At 42.1% G+C, this 18,345-nt stretch carries 14 protein-coding genes, 1 tRNA gene and 1 pseudogene; 6 read left to right on the plus strand and 10 right to left on the minus strand.

Annotated elements, in window-relative coordinates; translation table 11 throughout:
* Positions 1-149 precede the first annotated feature (149 nt).
* From V7L01_RS00005 to V7L01_RS00015, 3 genes are all read right to left on the minus strand, one after another.
* Positions 150-338 carry a hypothetical protein gene (locus V7L01_RS00005; protein ID WP_335030770.1) on the minus strand — a complete coding sequence of 63 codons (189 nt, stop codon included), beginning with the start codon at positions 336-338 and terminating at the stop codon, positions 150-152.
* Positions 339-370: 32 nt separating this feature from the next.
* The gene (locus V7L01_RS00010; protein WP_335030772.1) at positions 371-673 is read right to left on the minus strand and encodes an acylphosphatase; all 303 of its coding nucleotides are present in this window, start codon (positions 671-673) and stop codon (positions 371-373) included.
* Positions 674-751: 78 nt separating this feature from the next.
* Positions 752-1,030, minus strand: coding sequence for a polyribonucleotide nucleotidyltransferase (locus V7L01_RS00015; protein WP_335030774.1), 279 nt, complete (start codon positions 1,028-1,030; stop codon positions 752-754).
* A 224-nt stretch (positions 1,031-1,254) separates the two neighbouring features.
* Here V7L01_RS00015 and V7L01_RS00020 point away from each other — a divergent pair, with 224 nt between their 5' ends.
* From V7L01_RS00020 to V7L01_RS00030, 3 genes are all read left to right on the plus strand, one after another.
* Entirely contained in the window at positions 1,255-1,632 is a 378-nt protein-coding gene (locus tag V7L01_RS00020; RefSeq protein ID WP_335030776.1) for a DUF1823 family protein, read from the plus strand.
* A 364-nt stretch (positions 1,633-1,996) separates the two neighbouring features.
* Positions 1,997-3,655, plus strand: a complete 1,659-nt coding sequence (locus tag V7L01_RS00025) for an alpha-amylase family glycosyl hydrolase (RefSeq protein WP_335030778.1) — start codon at positions 1,997-1,999, stop codon at positions 3,653-3,655.
* Positions 3,656-3,853: 198 nt separating this feature from the next.
* On the plus strand, positions 3,854-4,909 hold the full coding sequence (locus tag V7L01_RS00030; protein ID WP_335030779.1) for a 3-deoxy-7-phosphoheptulonate synthase: 1,056 nt from the start codon (positions 3,854-3,856) through the stop codon (positions 4,907-4,909).
* A gap of 141 nt (positions 4,910-5,050) precedes the next feature.
* On the opposite strand, the gene V7L01_RS00035 is transcribed toward V7L01_RS00030, so the two are convergent.
* Together V7L01_RS00035 and V7L01_RS00040 are read right to left on the minus strand one after the other, a co-directional pair.
* Complete coding sequence (locus tag V7L01_RS00035) at positions 5,051-5,554, minus strand: 2TM domain-containing protein (RefSeq protein ID WP_335030781.1); 504 nt, start codon at positions 5,552-5,554, stop codon at positions 5,051-5,053.
* 160 nt (positions 5,555-5,714) lie between these two features.
* Entirely contained in the window at positions 5,715-6,518 is an 804-nt protein-coding gene (locus V7L01_RS00040; RefSeq protein ID WP_335030783.1) for a creatininase family protein, read from the minus strand.
* 274 nt (positions 6,519-6,792) lie between these two features.
* Here V7L01_RS00040 and V7L01_RS00045 point away from each other — a divergent pair, with 274 nt between their 5' ends.
* Complete coding sequence (locus tag V7L01_RS00045) at positions 6,793-7,509, plus strand: ROK family protein (protein WP_335030785.1); 717 nt, start codon at positions 6,793-6,795, stop codon at positions 7,507-7,509.
* A gap of 878 nt (positions 7,510-8,387) precedes the next feature.
* Complete coding sequence (locus V7L01_RS00050; RefSeq protein ID WP_335030787.1) at positions 8,388-8,942, plus strand: peptidoglycan-binding domain-containing protein; 555 nt, start codon at positions 8,388-8,390, stop codon at positions 8,940-8,942.
* Between the two features lie 199 nt (positions 8,943-9,141).
* On the opposite strand, the pseudogene V7L01_RS00055 reads toward V7L01_RS00050, so the two are convergent.
* The 5 genes and pseudogenes from V7L01_RS00055 to V7L01_RS00075 all read right to left on the minus strand — a co-directional run bounded on the left by V7L01_RS00055 (position 9,142) and on the right by V7L01_RS00075 (position 17,816).
* Positions 9,142-9,798 (minus strand): annotated as a pseudogene (locus tag V7L01_RS00055) (DUF4276 family protein).
* Positions 9,795-10,889, minus strand: a complete 1,095-nt coding sequence (locus V7L01_RS00060) for an AAA family ATPase (RefSeq protein WP_335030789.1) — start codon at positions 10,887-10,889, stop codon at positions 9,795-9,797. The pseudogene V7L01_RS00055 and the gene V7L01_RS00060 overlap by 4 nt, the downstream one beginning before the upstream one ends.
* Positions 10,890-11,339: 450 nt before the next feature.
* Positions 11,340-13,760: a sucrose synthase gene (locus tag V7L01_RS00065; protein ID WP_335030862.1), complete on the minus strand. Its 2,421-nt coding sequence runs from the start codon at positions 13,758-13,760 to the stop codon at positions 11,340-11,342.
* A 325-nt stretch (positions 13,761-14,085) separates the two neighbouring features.
* Positions 14,086-17,454, minus strand: coding sequence for a PAS domain-containing hybrid sensor histidine kinase/response regulator (locus V7L01_RS00070; protein ID WP_335030791.1), 3,369 nt, complete (start codon positions 17,452-17,454; stop codon positions 14,086-14,088).
* Between the two features lie 289 nt (positions 17,455-17,743).
* Positions 17,744-17,816 (minus strand) — tRNA-His (locus V7L01_RS00075).
* A 124-nt stretch (positions 17,817-17,940) separates the two neighbouring features.
* Here V7L01_RS00075 and V7L01_RS00080 point away from each other — a divergent pair.
* Positions 17,941-18,324 (plus strand): DUF4359 domain-containing protein, encoded by a 384-nt coding sequence (locus V7L01_RS00080; RefSeq protein ID WP_335030793.1) that lies wholly within the window; start codon positions 17,941-17,943, stop codon positions 18,322-18,324.
* Positions 18,325-18,345 lie beyond the last annotated feature (21 nt).

The raw sequence follows: 18,345 nt of genomic DNA on the forward strand, positions 1-18,345 counted from the left end.
CTAGATGCTGGTTTATCATTGTTCGTTCTTAGACATATATATGCCTCAGTATTATCTCTTAGTTTTTTTCAGAAATCAAATATGATTCCTATATCAGGAATGGCATTTGGAAGAATTGCTAATATACATCTAATATCATGTCCGGCTGATTAGTTGTCATTGCGTACCGCCCTTGGCGTTCCCGCAGGGTACGAAGTGTTTGTGCAGCGTCTCGTAGAGAAGCAATCTCCGAATCCTTGCGGTTGCTTCTCTACGAGACGCTGCGCGAACGTTGCACTTCGTTGCACTCGCAATGACATATTGTAAGTGATTAAGCGGACACCTTTGTCATTAGTCATTAGTCATTTGTAAATGGCTAATGACTAACTATTTACTCAACCCGCTTAAATTCAAATCCCCGCAACCCTTCCGGTATTTCATACTCAACCACAACATCTTTAACTACAGCAGCAGGTGGCCCAGAGTGACACCAGCGAATCATGTCATCTACAACTTCTCGCGCCCCTTCAAAAACTGCTTCTACTCGATTATCGGGGAGATTCCGCACCCAACCGGTTAATCCCAACTGGCTAGCTGTATCCCTAGTGGAATAGCGATAGCCCACTCCTTGGACTCGGCCAGAAATGAATACATGGGCGCGGATTATCTTTGGCAGTGCTGTGGAATTCTGCATAGACTGGTCTAATCTTTACGATTCCAGTCTACCTAGTTTGTGTATACACAACCTGTTTATTAACTCCAACTCGCAAAATTAATCCCGATCTTCGTCATCATCATCGCCGCGATGCCTGTACTCCCGGTCATCATCATCGCCGCGATATCTGTATTCTCGCTCATCATCGTCATCATCGCCGCGATGCCTGTACTCCCGGTCATCATCGTCATCATCATCGGCGCGATGCCTGTACTCCCGGTCATCATCGTCATCATCGCCACGATGTCTGTACTGGCGATCGCGATTATCCCATTCTTGATCGCGTTGTTTCTGCTTGCCACCAGCAATATTTCTAAATATATCCCCTATTCCCATAATTTTCCTCCTGAGTTGGCGAATCTCCTTATTTAGGGTCACTTTAGTAGTTTGTCTAATGCTTGTGGCGGATAAATCTTCCAGCAGGTGTAGATAAAAATAAAATTATCCCCCTCTTTGGGAGTGTAGCAGAGTAGTGATAAAGTGTTTTTCACAACCTCCTAACTGTTAGGAATTTAATTAAACAGTAGTTAGTTTTTGAACTTAAAATTTTGTTACTGCTTATGTCTAACCTGCCACCACTCAATACAGAAACAATTTGGGCAATTATTGACGATAAACTTGATGATGCCACAGTCAACCAATTGCTATGGCATTATTTAGGCTATCGCTATGATTCCTCAACTGCACAATGGGACATTAGCCTAGTTGCACCAGAATGGCAAGATGATTACCCCCAACCACCAAATTTTATTGAATCTCGCCCCGCAACAGTCAAGTTGACTCGTTCAATTCCTGTTGAAAATAAACAACTGCTCAAAGAAAAACTGGGTTTCAAAGGTTACAAAATTGGGGAATTTGGGCCTCGGCAAACTCGCAGGGCAACAGCAGCAGGTTGGTTGTTAAGTTATCTGCAACAAACTAACGGCAAAATTGAGTAATCTTATACAGCAGATATTTAGCAATACATGTAACCATTTTAACTGTATATTTATAATCTTAATAAGTTAATAAAAATGATTAACTTATTAAGTGTAATCTTGTGTCTTAATACAACAATATTTTGATTTTATTAGTATCATCAGCAAAAAAATGAACTGCATTTGTTCCATAAATAAATTAGTTAACAAATAAGCACTATAACTATCGAGAATGGTCTATAAATAGTTACTTACTATAGAATGTTTATAAATTCATCCTTAAGATAGTGGCAGTGGTTATATAATTATTTCTCTAGAGCGATTTGCAAATTTATTTGAGCATCAGAGAATATTTATATCAACTATTGATATTACAAACACTTCTATGGCAAAGCCAATTGAATTTAATTTATTTGCACCTTATAACAAAGGAGCCGCATTAATTGGTTCTTTTTCTGATTGGCAAGAAATTCCAATGGAAAAAGGTGATGATGGTTATTTTCGTACAAGCATTGAACTAGAAGACGGCGTTTATAAATATAAATTTCGCATCCAGTCAAATTCATGGTTTTTGGAACCAGAACAATGGGTTGATGTCACAGACCCTCAGGCAACTGATATAGATGAACAAAGTGGAAAAGATGATGGTATTATCCGCGTCAAAGATGGGCAAAGGATTACCGATACTTATATTTGGCAACATGATGATAAACCTTTACCTGCTGACCACGAATTAGTAATTTATGAATTGCACGTCGGAGACTTTTCTGGTGGTGAGGACGATCCTTATGCACGAGGCAAGTACAAACACGTCATTGAAAAGTTAGATTATTTGTGCGAACTAGGAATCAACGCTATTGAGTTGATGCCACTTAAAGAATATCCTGGTGATTATAGTTGGGGTTATAACCCCCGTCACTTCTTTGCAACAGAATCTAGTTATGGTTCTACTGCTGAGTTAAAAAATTTGATTGATGAGTGTCACGCTAAAGGTATTCGTGTAATTCTTGATGGTATTTATAACCACTCAGAAGCATCTGCTCCTTTAACGCAAATTGACCACGATTATTGGTATCATCACGAACCTCGTGACCCTGATAATAACTGGGGGCCTGAGTTTAATTACGAACATTATGACGAAAAATTAGATATTAAGCCAGCCTGGAAATTTACTGGTGAGGCAATCCGTTTTTGGATCTCAGAATATCATCTTGATGGTATTCGCTATGATGCGGCGCGGCAAATTGCTAACTACGATTTCATGCACTGGATTGTTCAGGAAGCCAAAAAAACTGCTAGCATGAAGCCTTTTTACAACGTTGCCGAACACATTCCTGAAACTCCCAGCATTACCAATGTAGATGGGCCAATGGATGGCTGCTGGCATGATAGTTTTTATCACTGCATTCTAGAACATATTTGCGGTGATACATTTGATTTAGAGCGTCTCAAAGATGTGATTGACTGCAAGCGCCAAGGCTTCTTGGGTGCCACCAATGTAGTAAATTATCTCACCAACCACGACCATAATCATGTCATGGTTGAACTGGGGAACCGTGAGATTTTTGACGAAGAAGCCTTTCGGCGGGTTAAATTAGGAGTAGCCATCCTAATGACTGCTGTTGGTGTGCCTTTGATTTGGATGGGAGAAGAATTTGGCGAGTATAAACCTAAACAACCTGAATCATCTAAAATCGATTGGACGCTGTTAGGTAACGATCTAAATCGTGGTTTATTTGAATCATATAAAGGCTTAACAAACCTGCGTAAAAGCAATCATGCTCTCTACACAGAAAATATTGATTTTATCCACGAAAATCCTGAAGTAAAAGTATTAGCTTATACTCGTTGGAATGAAGAAGGTTCTCGTGTAGTCGTAATTGCAAATTTCTCAGAAAACTTCCTAGGTGACTATCATGTTCCTAACTTTCCTAGCGCTGGTACATGGCACGAGTGGACAGGCAATTATGATGTCGAAGCCGGTGATGATGGCATTATAACTGACTTGGGGCCATACGAAGCCAAAGTATTTGTATGGCAGTAATTATATACACTACTACTGAATAAGTAGTGCAATAGCAAATAAAAAAGGGGAATATTTTCCCCTTTTTCAGTTATTACCTTATTCACTTACAAGTTAGTGATAAGTTTGTCAAGTAAAAAATAAGCTATTTTAAAATTTCATGGGTTTGTGTTACACTTTTGAGTTGAAGTGCGTAAATAAAATTGCCAGAGCATCCCCATGCACAACAAACTATTTAATAGTAATATCGACAACGCTAACATTGAGAACGATCGCATTTTATTAACTCCCAATGAAGTAAAATCAAAATTACCTTTAACACAATTAGCGGAACAAAGAGTTTTAGGATATAGACAGGAAATAGAACATATTCTGGATTTTCAGGATCGCAGAAAATTTATAGTAGTTGGCCCATGCTCAATCCATGACCCAAAAGCAGCGCTCGAATATTCTGAAAGGTTGAAAAGATTAGCCGAGCAAGTCCAGGATAAGCTGCTACTAATTATGCGAGTGTACTTTGAAAAACCAAGAACAACCGTAGGCTGGAAAGGGTTAATCAACGACCCAGATATGGATGATTCTTTCCATGTAGAGAATGGCTTATTAATTGCACGGGATCTATTATTAAAAATTACAGAATTGGGATTACCTGCTGGAACAGAAGCACTAGATCCAATCATACCTCAATACATTAGTGAACTGATTACGTGGTCTGCGATTGGAGCACGCACGACCGAATCACAAACTCACCGCGAAATGGCAAGTGGACTTTCGATGCCTGTAGGTTTTAAAAATGGTACTGATGGCAATATTCAAGTAGCTTTGAATGCCCTACAATCAGCTGGAAACCCGCATAATTTTCTGGGAATTAATCAAAACGGACAGGTTAGCGTCTTTCAAACTAAAGGTAATGGCTACGGTCACGTAATTTTAAGGGGTGGTAGTCAACCCAACTTCGATCCAGCAAATGTCAAACTGGTAGAAGAGAAATTAAAACAAGCAGATTTACCGCCGAGAATTGTTATCGACTGTAGCCACGGTAATACCAATAAAGATTACAAATTACAAGGTGCTGTCTTAGAAAATATTATTCAGCAAATAGTGGATGGTAATACATCAATTGTTGGCATGATGCTGGAATCGCATTTGTATGAAGGTAGTCAACCAATTACTGGGAAAGAAGAATTAAAATATGGGATTTCTGTAACTGATAAATGTATTGGCTGGGAAGAAACCGAAAAAATTATTTTGGCTGCTCACGAAAAACTTAAATAAATACGATAGTAGGGGCGCACATCTGTGTGCCCGTACCTTAATACGCTTAGTGTTAGGGGTTTTTCTTTGAATTAGCGATGTCTACGAGACGCTACAGGTAGCTTGCTTGTATTGTAAGGGACGGCTTTACTAGGAAATCTACTAAGCCTGTAATGCCTTAAACCACTTATTTAAAACTGTGCTGATGGTTTTCTTAATCTGATGATTACGACTCCACTTTTGGAATGCCATTTCATACTCTTCACCTTTGACTTGAAAGGTATTCCAGACATCAAGCCCTACAGGCAATCCGCAGAATAGCAAAATGTACAGCGACCAAGATATTCCACCACCAGCGATTAAATCAACTAGTATCAAAAAGCCATTGAAAATTGCATAATTCCCTACACGCTTCTGGAATCTTCTGATGCGGTAGGCGTCAAATGTTTTTCGCTGTTGGACTTGACCCTGTTGCACTACCCAATCGCGTTCTGCTAATTTTAAAGACTCAGGTGAAATTTCTAACTCAGCAGCAATTTCTAATATCTGCTCATAAGAAAATTCTGTGTCTTTGTCATCAGCTTGACGAGCGATCGCTAAGTGCAGAATTTGTTGGACATCTTCTTGGCTATAAGAGCGGAGGCTCTTGGGTTCAAATGCCGTCATAATTCTTTCTCTTATATTACTTTTAATACAAATTTGCTGCCCAATAGATTTTAAGCAGCTACGCCATTTACTATTTCCATTATTCCTACATTAGCAAATCTACATGCTGTCTTGCATCTAATGTATTGGATTTTTAACTTTGAGTAAAACGCGTCAATCCTTACACCACTTTTGGTTGTCGATAGGCATAAATATCTTGAATAACTTGCACCCAACCGTTAGCGACAGATTCGAGGATGCGATCGCCTTTTTCTTTAGTTGCGGTTGTGGCGTCGCCAATCACTCCACTTTTACTGATATCTCGCGTCACCCAAGCCACAGGTAACTTACCCTCCCAACTCAGTAAACTACTTTCTGACTGTTCTGGTGGATACTCTGCAACCGCTTTCTCTAGCTTCACTTGCTCTGGCAAAATCGATAACATAATGCTAGTTTCAGCATCTCCAGCGTGCATTCCTAGCGCTGCTTCTTTCGGAGTCAATAAATCTTTAGTAATATTAGGCACGCGCCAAGTGAATAACGGGAATACCAAAAAGTCATCATACTTAACGTGCAAATCCCGCGCCGCCATTTGCATAACTTGGGGTTGTCCGCCGTGGGAGTTCATTAACACCAGTTTTCTAAACCCAGCACGATAAATACTTTCTCCCACTTCCATAATGATTGCCGTCAGAGTTGCCGTACTCAGGGTAATCGTACCGGGAAAGTGCGAGTGTTCGTTAGATTTGCCATAATAAAGGTTAGGTAAAGCATAAGCAGGAATACTGTCATCCAGCTTTTCCATTGCTTTTCCCAACACCCCCACACCGATCGCAGCATCTACAATCAACGGCAAATGAGGGCCATGTTGTTCAATTGCCCCTACTGGCTGAATGATTACCACATTTTCCTTATCTGACATTGCCTGGATGTCAGTCCAGCTGAGGTAGGCAAAAAAGCGTTCTGGTGGAATGAAACCGTGCATATGACTTAAATTGTGCCATTCCTATCTTAGCGGTATTAGTCATTAGTCATTAGTCATTAGTCATTAGTCTTAGTCATTAGCTATTTCTCCCTGCTCCCCTTGCCTCCCCTGCTCCCTCTGCCTCCCCTGCCCCCTCTGCCCCCTCTACCTCCCCTGCCACCCCCCACTCCCCCTCAATATAAAGACTCTCCAAACATCCGGATATTATCGGATGCAGCAAAGCATAATAACGAAGTAACAAGCAGTAACTAAGCAGTAAAAAGGATGTAACTCAATGGTTGAAGAAAATGGATCGATTCGTACCCTATCGGTTGATATTGGCGGTAGTGGCGTTAAGGCTATGGTTTTGGATATTACGGGGAATCCTGTCACGGAAAGGGCGCGTTTAGATACACCTCAACCTGCAACACCAGAGGTTGTAATTAATGCAATTGTTGTGTTAGCAGCGGCTCAAGGTGAATTTCATCGCGTTTCGGTCGGTTTTCCCGGTGTGGTGCGCTCTGGAGTTACGGAAACTGCGGTAAACTTACATCCAGATTGGATTGGATTTGATTTGGAAACAGCATTATTAAAACACTTAAACAAGCCTGTACGGGTGATTAATGATGCAGACATGCAAGGGTTTGGTGCGATCGCAGGTAAAGGTGTAGAATTGGTGATTACTCTGGGTACAGGGTTTGGTTCAGCTTTATTTGTGGATGGTAAGCTGGTGCCAAATATGGAAATGGGGCATCATCCGTTTCGCAAAGGAGAGACTTTTGAGCAGCAGTTGGGGCGTGCAGAGTTAGAAAAAATTGGTGAGAAGAGATGGAATAGGCGCTTAGAAAAAGCGATCGCATCTTTGGAGCATCTGTTCAATTATGATTATCTTTACATTGGCGGCGGCGAGGCTGTGAAAGTGAATTTTCAGCTACCGTTAAATGTCAAACTCATCCCCAATATCACTGGTTTATTAGGTGGTATTGCTTTGTGGCGAGATGAGAAAAGGTAAAAAGTTTTTCAGTATCCACAACTGCGCGTACTAAGCGATGTCTAAGGGCGGGCTACGTTTACGCGCTTTTTATTAAGGTGCTTCTTTCTCAATATTTAAAAATGATATAAAAATTAACACAGGTTAGATAAGAGAATTGCACAGATATTATTTTCAGTGCTCCTGTGTAATCTTGTCATGCAATAATCTAAATTATTGTTAAAATTCAAGACTGTGCAACAACCTTGTGCAGTTTCATTTTATTGAGGTCGAAGTATGCACTTTCCAAGAATATGGCGAAGTAGCAATATAGATTCAATCACAAAGCAGATATTTAGGAATTATGTCTGAATACTTACATAGTGAAGTTGGTAAAACCAGATAATGCTGCGACGACCAGTATGTATCCTACAAGATAAGAGCAATCGAGCCAGATTTTATAGCCCCCTTTAAGGGACAAGTTCTTTGGAATTAAGAATTTATCATTATTGGCAAATATTGCATTAATCAATACTTAAAAAAGTGCCTTTAGGAACCCAGTAGTATTTTTGCTGGCAGTATAAACATGAGAAAAGCAGCATCAGCATACCAAGCCCGCTCCAAAGATAACTAGGCAAATTTCTTTGATGGCATTCCCATACGATCTATAGTATGTTATTCTCTAAACCGTTGATTTAAATACCATATCTGACAACTTTATGGCTTGATTAAAGATATAAAAAGCACAAAGCTAATAATATTAGTCCGATTAGATGGAATAGGAGGTGAACAAATACGAACGTTAAAATATTGTCTGAAAAAATTAGTACATGACTTTTTATTTGGTCAGTATGCACTATCCCGGACAGCCGCAATGTTGTTGGTTAAAAGAAATATTGGTTAAAGTAAAATGAACTACAATGACTGAAATTGGCCTGATGATGACGGGCGTGTTAGCAATAAGACAAGCTTCTGGGGGCAATTTGCCACAGCAGCAATTAGTTCAGATGGAAAATGACTTAAAGCAGTCACAACAGAGTCAGTTAGAGATAGCGGCTCAAGTCACACCACCTGAATTCATGCAGACAGATGAGATTTCTCAGGCTTCTCCCTCAGCGATCGCACTAGAGAAAGAACACATACTTAAGAAAATTAGCAAAAATAATCCGGGACTAGCTTCTTCCAATTTAGGTAAGTCTAATAAATATTCTCAGTCTGGAGGTCAAGTCCGTGCAAAGGCTACAGGACGGTTCCAGAAGTTTAGTAGCCAACCCATGCCGACTCTTTATTTCGGTAGCTCTGGCGTTGCTGTCAGAGTCTTACAACGGCTGTTAGTGGCTAACGGTTATGCCGTTAAAGTAGATGGGATTTATGGTGCACTGACAGAAACTGCTGTCAAAGCCTTTCAAAATCAGCAGAATTTAGCTGTGGATGGAGTAGCTGGTCAACGAACTTGGCAGGCGTTGACAATTTAGTTAGGAGTAGAGACGCGATTAATCGCGTCTCTACAGGAGTTAGGAGTTATGAAACTTCGTATTATTCATAATTCGTGATTCATTTGTGAAAATCTGAGAAAAAATCACTTTTGTAAATTAGTAATAATGCTGAAATTTTTCTAGAATATGGAGTACATAAGTAACATTTGTACTCTCTTTTGAGGGCAATATATTCTCTTCAACCGTTACCGCCGCTGATATTTTCAAGACGCGTTAACCATTGATTGAAATGCTGGCACTGCTGACGTATTGTATCCAACCCAATATCCATTGCAATCAAAGAGCCATGTAATGGCTTTTAATATCCAAGGCAACATCTAATAATTCGTTTGGATGGGGCTGTTGTTGGGCCTTCATTAATATGTTCAGGTGAAATAAATAAGTTCCGCTCTGCCTGTAGGCTATCTACTATACTTTGGTCAAACCATGCGAGAAAAGCTTGCGGATTGCTGTACAGAAGTCCCTCAAACTCATGAACCAGTAGATTGGGGAGAAAATTTTGGTGTTTAATGTCTGCGCTCATTTGCTGTTCAAGATATTCAGCTTTCTGAAATGGGTCATTCGTACTAGGCAGAGAACTGCTTCCTGGAAAATCATTTGGCAATCGATATAAATCAAACATCGTAGTTACAAATGCCGAACCATCTTCAAGGCATTTACGATTTAATTGCGGCTTGATCTTTGCATAGCTTACTACACCACCCTTATTTGTTGAGCTAGTTCGCACAAGAATGGGGTTGAGGTATATATCTTTTCGCTGAAGATGTTCGCAGAGTACTTCTTTTACAAAAGTTTCTTCCGTCTGTCCTTCTACAAAAACGTGTATTCGGATCATCGTGAAGGTCTCCCGCCAAGGATGTTCTTCTTCCACAGTTCTCCTAAGCTGTAGTCTTCAAGCCACTCGTGTAAATCATCCTCATTCAATCTTCGGAGTGATGATTTACCACGATCGCGATCCACAACAATTACATCTTCCGCGCTAAATTCATTGAGCAATTCAACCGACTGAGTTGAAACAATAACTTGTTTTTCTCTTGCGACGGAACGCATTAACGATGCAAGAACAGTAATTGCATACGGGTGAAGACCTAGCTCAGGTTCATCAACCAAAATGGTTTCGGGTTGAAGGGAAGTAGGTTGCAAAAAGACAGTAGCCAGGCAGATAAAACGAAGTGTTCCATCCGAAAGAAGATGAGCTTTAAACGGAATATCCTGACCTTGCTCGACCCATTCCAACTCGATCGCCTCATTGTTTTGTGGAGAAGGACGTAGATAAAAATCACCAAAGAAAGGAGCAACAAGTCGAATTGTTTTGACAATTCGCCGATAAGATTCCGAATAATTTTCACTTAACAAATATAGGAAAGCTGCAAGATTCCGTGCGTCAGAACGCAAGTAAACATTATCATTAATCTTGTGTGGTAGCTTCACATAAGCGCTGTCGCTTGTGTCATGGAAATGATAAACCCGCCACTGCCGCATGGTGGGCAATATGTACTTGTCAATTCCTGTCCCACTGCCCCGTAAAGCATTAGTCTCAAAATGACCGCTACCGATTTCATACTCACCCCTCATGTCCCACCAAAAAGACTCTTTGGAAAACATCAGACGGTTGTCTTGAGTTGGTTCAAGCGTAGCAAGATACCCATTCTTTCCAAAATAAAGCTCAATCTCTAATTGCTCAGTTGTTTTACGGCCAAAATGCAAGATCGCATCGGGGCCACCCTGGCGGCTTACCAAAACTTGCAGATTCATCTCAAGCATCTGCTGAACCATGTGAAAGAAGCCTATGAAGTTAGATTTACCTGCACCATTACATCCAATAAGTACGTTTAATTTCAAAAGCTTAAGGTCACATTCAGCAATAGACTTAAAGCCCTTCAAAACAATCCTTGATAGTTGGCTGTCACTGGTCAGATCGCTCATGGAATGGTTTCCTGATTTTTAAGCTTTTGGGCTGCTTATTTCACAAATAGACCTCAATAGTAATTGTGATTTAGCTCATCTAGCTAGGGTTAGCACATTTTATCAATAATTTCTGATATATTCGTATTAAATGGGAGCATCTCACCTTTGCAAATATACTTGGCGATTAGAAATCGCGGCTACACAAACCAAGTCCGCCTGCGCGGACTCAAGAAATTGGAAACCCACGGAGGTGGGTTTTGTCTGTATAGCCGTGAATTCTATTCGCCAGGGCTAGATATATTTTTACGAAAGTGAGATGCTCCCGTATTAAATCTTGCTTGTTGACAATATCTTATACATAGGTGTAGGCGTATGTAGAGGCGTTGCATTGCAACTTCTCTACATACCAAAAATCCTTAATCCAAGTGTATTGAGTTAAATATGGAACAGCTTATCTCTTCTAACTTATTATCGGTACTTATGCTGCTCTAATAGTTGTTGCGCTCTTGGCTTGTAAATTAAATAGAACAAAGCCTCAAGATAACGTAACAAATCTTCCCGATTCTCCTTCGAGGTAAAGTTCCAGAAGCCATAAATTCGTGCTAATGATAACAGCTTGCTAGTGTGAATTTTCCAAGTATAGGTGCTGTAAACTCGGTCAATTCCTCGCTCGGAAATTTCATTCCAATAGTTAGGATTTTGTTCGCATTTTGTGATAAACTCCACAATTTTTGTGGCTGTCTCATCTAAATTCGTTGGGTTAATCAAAAAGCCATTAACCTTATCTTGAATAATCTCCAGTGGCCCACCAAACTGTGTGGCAAAAGTCGGTAATCCTGAAACCATCGATTCTAAAATTGTCAAACCAAAAGCTTCAAATAAAGCTGGTTGTACAAAAATTCCCTGGCGATCGGCAATGACTCGGTAAATTTCACCAGAATCGGTTTTAGTCAGGCGCACACCCAACCAACGAATCTTGCCGTGGAGATTGTACTCGTCAATTATTTGGTAGAGTTTGATAATTTCGTCACGTTCTTCATTGTCGCCTGATTCTTCGACGCGCAATTTACCCGCCACCAAAATTAAATTGCAATGCTCTTGTAATTCTTTACTTTGACCATAACATTCAGCTAAACCTGTGAGGTTTTTGATGTGGTCAAGCCGCGCCATTGAGAAGAGAGGGCGCTTGTTAGGATCGTCGAGTTTGCCAAAGATTTGCGTGGGGTCTTCCAGAGTAAAGAGTGTTTCTGCAAGGCGTTGGCGATCGCTCTCTACCCGGTCTTTAGTTCGGGTGTAGGGGAAGTAATTATTTTCGTTTACTCCAGGCGGTACGACATTAAATTTGGGACTAAATAATTCAATGCCATTGGTCACATGGTACAACTCCGGCATGGTGAAGCACTTATAAGACTCGTATTGTCCCACACTATCGGGTGTTCCGACAATTTCTTGGTAGGTGCTGCTGACAACAAAATTAGCAGCATTCATTGCAATCAAGTCAGCTGTGAATTGCAATGAAAAATGATATTTATCCTCTAATTCTTGCCAGTAAAGGTTACTGAACAAGTATTTAGATTTTTCCAAAGCATGGGCAACATTGCATTGGGTAACTTTCAGCCGTCGCGCCAGCAAGAATGCTATTAAATTCCCATCAGTATAGTTTCCAACTATTAAGTCAGGCGTGCCGTGAAATTCTGCCCGTAGTTCTCTTTCGGAATCAATGGCGAAAGTTTCTAGATAAGGCCAAAACTCAAACCGGGAAATCCAGTTTTGAGTCATATTAGGATTAAATTCCCGTAAAGGAACTCGCAAAATCCAGGCATTTTCAGTCCCGTGGACTTTTTCTAGCCGTTGATTACAAAGGGTTCCATCACTATTGGGAATCAAGCGGGTGAGAATAATTACCTTTGGCTCGACATTCAATTTTTCTAAACCCGCAAGCAGAACATCTTCTTGTAGCTGCTTCTCTAGGCTCTTTGCTTGGTCAAGGACGTAAACTACCTGACCGCCAGTATCGGGACGCCCCAATACTCCCTCTTGCCCAAACCAACCGTGAGCTGACACCAAGACGATTCTAAAAATCATCGGGACACGAGAAATGAAGGCTTCTAGGGTCTGGGGATCGGCAGAATCAATTAATTCATCGAGAATATTTAAAGTTTCCCGGACTCGCGCTGCGGTGTTACCCCAGCCAGGTTCAAAACCCATTGACTGCAATTGGAACCGGAATTGTTCGTAGGGTTCATCTTCGGGGCGATTATTAACAAAACCGATCGCTTTCTTAACTTGCTCGGAAAGTTGCTGCTGTGATTGAATGCGATCGTTAAGCAACAGTTGCACACCGTTGTAGTGGTGCAGTCGCAAGAAATTCAATAAGCTGTCCAGCAATTGTTTGGAGTCTTGAAAGATTTTGCTGGATAGATAGCGGTTGAGAAATTGCACCCCCTTACCAATATTTTTGGGGTCGCGGATGATTGGGGTGTAGTCATAAAACGGGCCGAAGTCCAATTCTAGCAGGTCGCCCTCGTTAGGATGATATTTGTTCACCAAGCGATCGCGCAAATCCAGCAAATCCTGCACCGTCATCGGTTCAACGCTCAAGTCTGATGTCAACCGATAAACTTCTTGGCTAGCAATCTTAGAACGGATGATGAAACAAAAGTTTGACTCCTCCTGAATAATTTCCTGAGTATAGTAAATAAGTTTGCCTAACTCAGAGGAACTGTAATAATTCTCTGGTTTCTGGGACTTTGAGCAATACTCACTATATACATTGAGTATGTCGTTACGCAGGAGATACTTCTTTTCTCCTTGGCGTAATTCACTAAGAAAGGAACGTAAATCACTTTTTTCTTCACTATCTAAGACTGCTTGAAGCAATTCAGACATGGCAACTCCGGTAGATGATGATGTTTGCATTGTTGACTTTCAAGGCGAGACAAATAAGCCTCCACCTTTTGTTAGACCACATAATATAAACACGAAATAACACAGATAAATTGTATTTATCTGTGTACCTACAAATATCAACTTTTCAGCAGACACTTAAACCGTGTTCTTCTTTACTTAAAGTATCTATGACTCAGTATTTTTTGCTCTAACTAAAGGAATACAATTTTTATTTCTTTTGATAGATGTTATTAAATAACTGCATAAGAATTTGGGCACAATTTGTCACGCCCTCAACTGCTTGATGTAATCTTTATAATATCATTTAAGGGAACAGCATACAAGTCCGCATTTCGACGGCGATCGCCACCAAAACTTCTGGATCGATAGGTTTGGTAACGTGACGTTGAAATCCGGCGGCGATCGCTTGCTGTTGATCGAGTTCTCCGGCATAAGCTGTTAGAGCAATAGCGGGAATTTGTCCCCCTTGCTGAGGTGGAAGGGCGCGAATTTGCCGGATCAGCATATAACCATCCATCTCTGGCATCCCAATGTCACTGATGATGATGTTGGGAATGGATTGAGTAAATGCTTGCAGTGCATCAGCCCCGGATGCAACAGCAGTGACGATCGCGCCATGTTGCTCTAGAACAAAAGCGATGAACTCCCGCGAGTCCGTTTCATCATCGACGACTAAAATGTGAATGCCGCTCAAATCACTCTCCTGAACGGACGATTGATTTAAGGTTGGTGCTTCAGTTAATTGAGGTGCAAGCGGAATTTGAACTGTGAATGTTGCTCCTAGCTCAACACCTGGACTGTCTACTGTAACCGTTCCGCCGTGCATCTCGACAATTTGGCGGACGATCGCTAGTCCCAACCCTAGCCCGCCAAACTTGCGGGTGGTTGCGCTATCTTCTTGCCGGAAATGCTCAAACACGTAGGGCAGAAAATCGGCACGAATCCCTTTTCCGGTATCGGTGATTTGAATTTGGGCGTGATTTTCAACTTCAGATAGTGCAATTGTGACTTGCCCCCCTTTTTGTGTGAATTTAACGGCGTTCGACAGCAGATTCCACACCACCTGCTGCAATCGTCCTGCATCCCCAACTACCACTCCCAGAATCGGCGAGACGGTCATCTGAATTTGGATTAATTTAGCTTCTGCGGCTAGCCGAACCGTTTCCAGCGCGGCACAGATTACTGTATTCAGGTCAATGGGTGAGGTTGATAAGCTCATTTTGCCTTGCAGAATCCGGGAGATGTCCAGCAAGTCATCAATCAATTGCACTTGGAGTTGGGCGTTGCGCTCAATGGTGGCAAGCGCAGTAGTTGTTTTTGTAGCATCCAGCTTTTTCTGCTGTAACAGTTTTGACCATCCCAGAATTGGATTTAGGGGAGTACGCAACTCATGGGAGAGAACCGCCAGAAACTCATCTTTAATGCGATTACTTTGATCTAAAGCTTCGGCGCGTGCCTGTAGCTCTGCAACTAGGCGCGATCGTTCTAAAGCAGCAGCGACTTGATTAGCAACCGTTTGCATGAGGTCGAGTTCGTCGGGAGTAAAGCGATCGCGTTGACGAGTTCCCAGTCCTAGAGTGCCCAAGATGCGTTGGCTTTGCCCGCCGGAGGCATCGCCTACCATCAGTGGATGACAGGCATAAGCTCTGGCACCGATTGACTGAACTTGAGCAGCAAGTGGATCGGTCTTTGAGAGTGCATTTTCAACGATCGCTGGCTTCTGATGTTGCACCACATAACCACATACCCCCTGCCCTAACTCCAAAAATTTAACAGATAAAGCAATGTCTTCTGAAATTCCCCCATAAGCTTGTAGCTCAAGGCGTTGCTCGTCTTCTTGAAACAAGTAATTGAAGTAAACTTCCAGTCCCAAATAAGTGGAAAGCTTTTCAAACAAACTGGCTAAAAATGCCTTGGGATCTTCGTTGAGCAATAGATCGTTGGCGACTTCTGAAAGCAGCTTCAGTCGTTCGTTGCTGGCTTTGACAGTCGCTTCGATTTGCTTGCGATCGCTAATATCTCGCGTCACACCTGCCACCGCTTCTACTGCGCCATTTATCCCCAAAAGCGGGACGAAAATGTATTCATAAGCCCGCGTGCCGAATGCACTTGTATACGGCGTTTCATCTTTGAGCGGTTGGCCCGTCTCAATGACTTGCTGAATCTGATTTTGAAGCCGGGTTGCTAAATCGGTTGGATAATCCAGGTCAAAAAAGTTTTTGCCGAGGGCTTGGGCCGATGTTTTCTGTAAGAGGTCAAGCAATGGCTGATTGATGTAAGTGAACCGTCCAGATAAATCGAATGTATAAATAAAATCGGGTACGGAAGAGGCGATCGCATCAAACTTTCGCAGTTGTCGTTCGAGTTCGACAGAAATCTGTCGCCAAGCGGATTCCGCTTGTTTGCGTTCAGTGATGTCTGCCAGTGCCCCAGGAAAAGCGATCGCTGTGCCATCAGCAGCATATTCAACGCGACCGCGTGCGGCAACCCAGCGCTCCTGGCCCACCGCCGTATAAATGCGGTACTCACTTATGTATTCTTCGCCAGTTTCAATCGCTTGGTTAATGGCTGCAATCACTCGTGGGCGGTCTTCCTCGTGCATCGCCTGTATAAATAGTTCAATCGGTAAGCCGGTCGTCGCCTTCGCTGAGTCAACGCCAAACAAGTGAGCAAAGGCTGCATTCACGGTCACCAGATTATCGGGAATCTTCCACCGCCATGTGTAAATCGCTCCTGCCGCTAAAGCAGCCTCCCATTGCACATGGGCTTCCCGTAGGTCAGCTTCGGCAATTTTGCGAGCGCTAATATCGAGTGAAATCCCGATCATCCGCTCAGGATTGCCCGCCTCGTCCTCAATTACACAACCCCGAACGAGTACCCAGTGGGTGCTGCGATCGTTCCAAAGGGTGCGATACTCCACATTGTAATCGGTGCGGTTGGTAATCGAGTCTTGAATTGCCGCTTGCACCCAAGTCCGATCCTCTGGATGAATCCGCTCCATCAAAACTTGGTGCGAGAAATCAGCGTCAATGGGTAAACCATAGTTGACTTTGCACTGGTCAGAAGTAGACAGAACCTCTGTCTTGAGATCAAATTGCCAGGAGCCGAGTTTGCTGGTCTTAAGGATGAGTTGAAGCTGCTGTTCGCTGACTTGCAGTTGTTCGTTGACCTGCCTTAACTCCTGCGCTCTGGCAGAAATTTCCATCTCCATCTGCTCGGTGCGAGTCTGGAGCGATCGATTCAACTGACGCTGTTCATTTTGCTGCTGCTGCACCCGCACCAACTCGGTAACATCTTCGGCTCGATGAATAATGTGCGTCATCTCACCGTTTTCACCCAAGAGTGGCGAGTTAGTTACCATCCAGTAGCGCTCTTCAAAGCCACTCCCTTCTGATTCCGGGCGGCGAATGTCATACTTCTGCACTGCCATCGTGTGAGGCAAGCGATGCTTGATTACATTTGACAACGAGGCACGTAAATTCTGAACGCCGTTTGCATTCGGATCGTCGGGATTGTCTCGAAAAACCTCGAACAGATGACGACCAACGACTTCTTCTCGTTTTGTCTTCGTTGCCCGGAAGTAAGCATCACTTCCCGCGACAATCACAAAGTCGAGTGAGTAGACGATATACAATCCCGGTATCGATTCAAATAAGGTTTGAAAATTCAGCATCCATTCCCTCGCTCATGCTTCGCCAAAGTAATCGAGCAGTAGGGATTGAGGACTCGTTCGATAGGCTAAAACCCTCTTGCCTTCTGCCTCTTGTCTTAATCCTAACGACAGATGCTGCTTGTATACATCATTTTTTATCAGATAAGCTAATAAATTATAGTCGCCTTACAATCTTTTCAAGTCTATAAAGCTATAAATGACAGATCCTTGTTAAAGTGATGGTTATGAGCGTTAACACTACAGAACCTACCTTTTACTGGAGTATACATATTTATATGAAATTATCTAGGGCGAACGACGGGACTCGAACCCGCGAATGGTGGTACCACAAACCACTGCCTTAACCACTTGGCTACGCTCGCCATTCAACAATTTGAATTATAGCAATAATTTGGCCCGCGATCAAGAGTTTTTCTTCAAGGAACGGACTTAGTTGATTTAGAGTCTCTGAAATCTAACAATTACAATGAATTTTACTTGGCAAACATGAAACCATTGACCATCATCGCATATACTGGAGCAGCAGCAGGACTCGCCGTCTTGGGTGTGGCAATGGCAAAGACCAATCCCAGTCAGGTTGAGTATGAAGAATATGCAGTGCAACGGCTGACAGAATACTTAAAGACCGATGTATGCAAAAAAACCACTAATATTATAGAAAATTTAATCCGTTTTAATTGTGATAAGTTGGTTGACTCGGCTAACCCGCAAATCCAAGAAATTCTTGCCAGGACTACAGAAAGACAAAATTATATTATTTTTAGCATTTACCGTACAGATTTAAAAATAAACTCTTGGATACCTTCTTACAAATTTGAAACGGTGGGAGCTTTCGATCAATTTTATACTTACACTGCTGAAAAAGAGTAAGGAGCAGGGGAAGCAGGGGGA

The organism is Nostoc sp. (assembly GCF_036917095.1).
Classification (GTDB): Bacteria; Cyanobacteriota; Cyanobacteriia; order Cyanobacteriales; family Nostocaceae; genus Nostoc.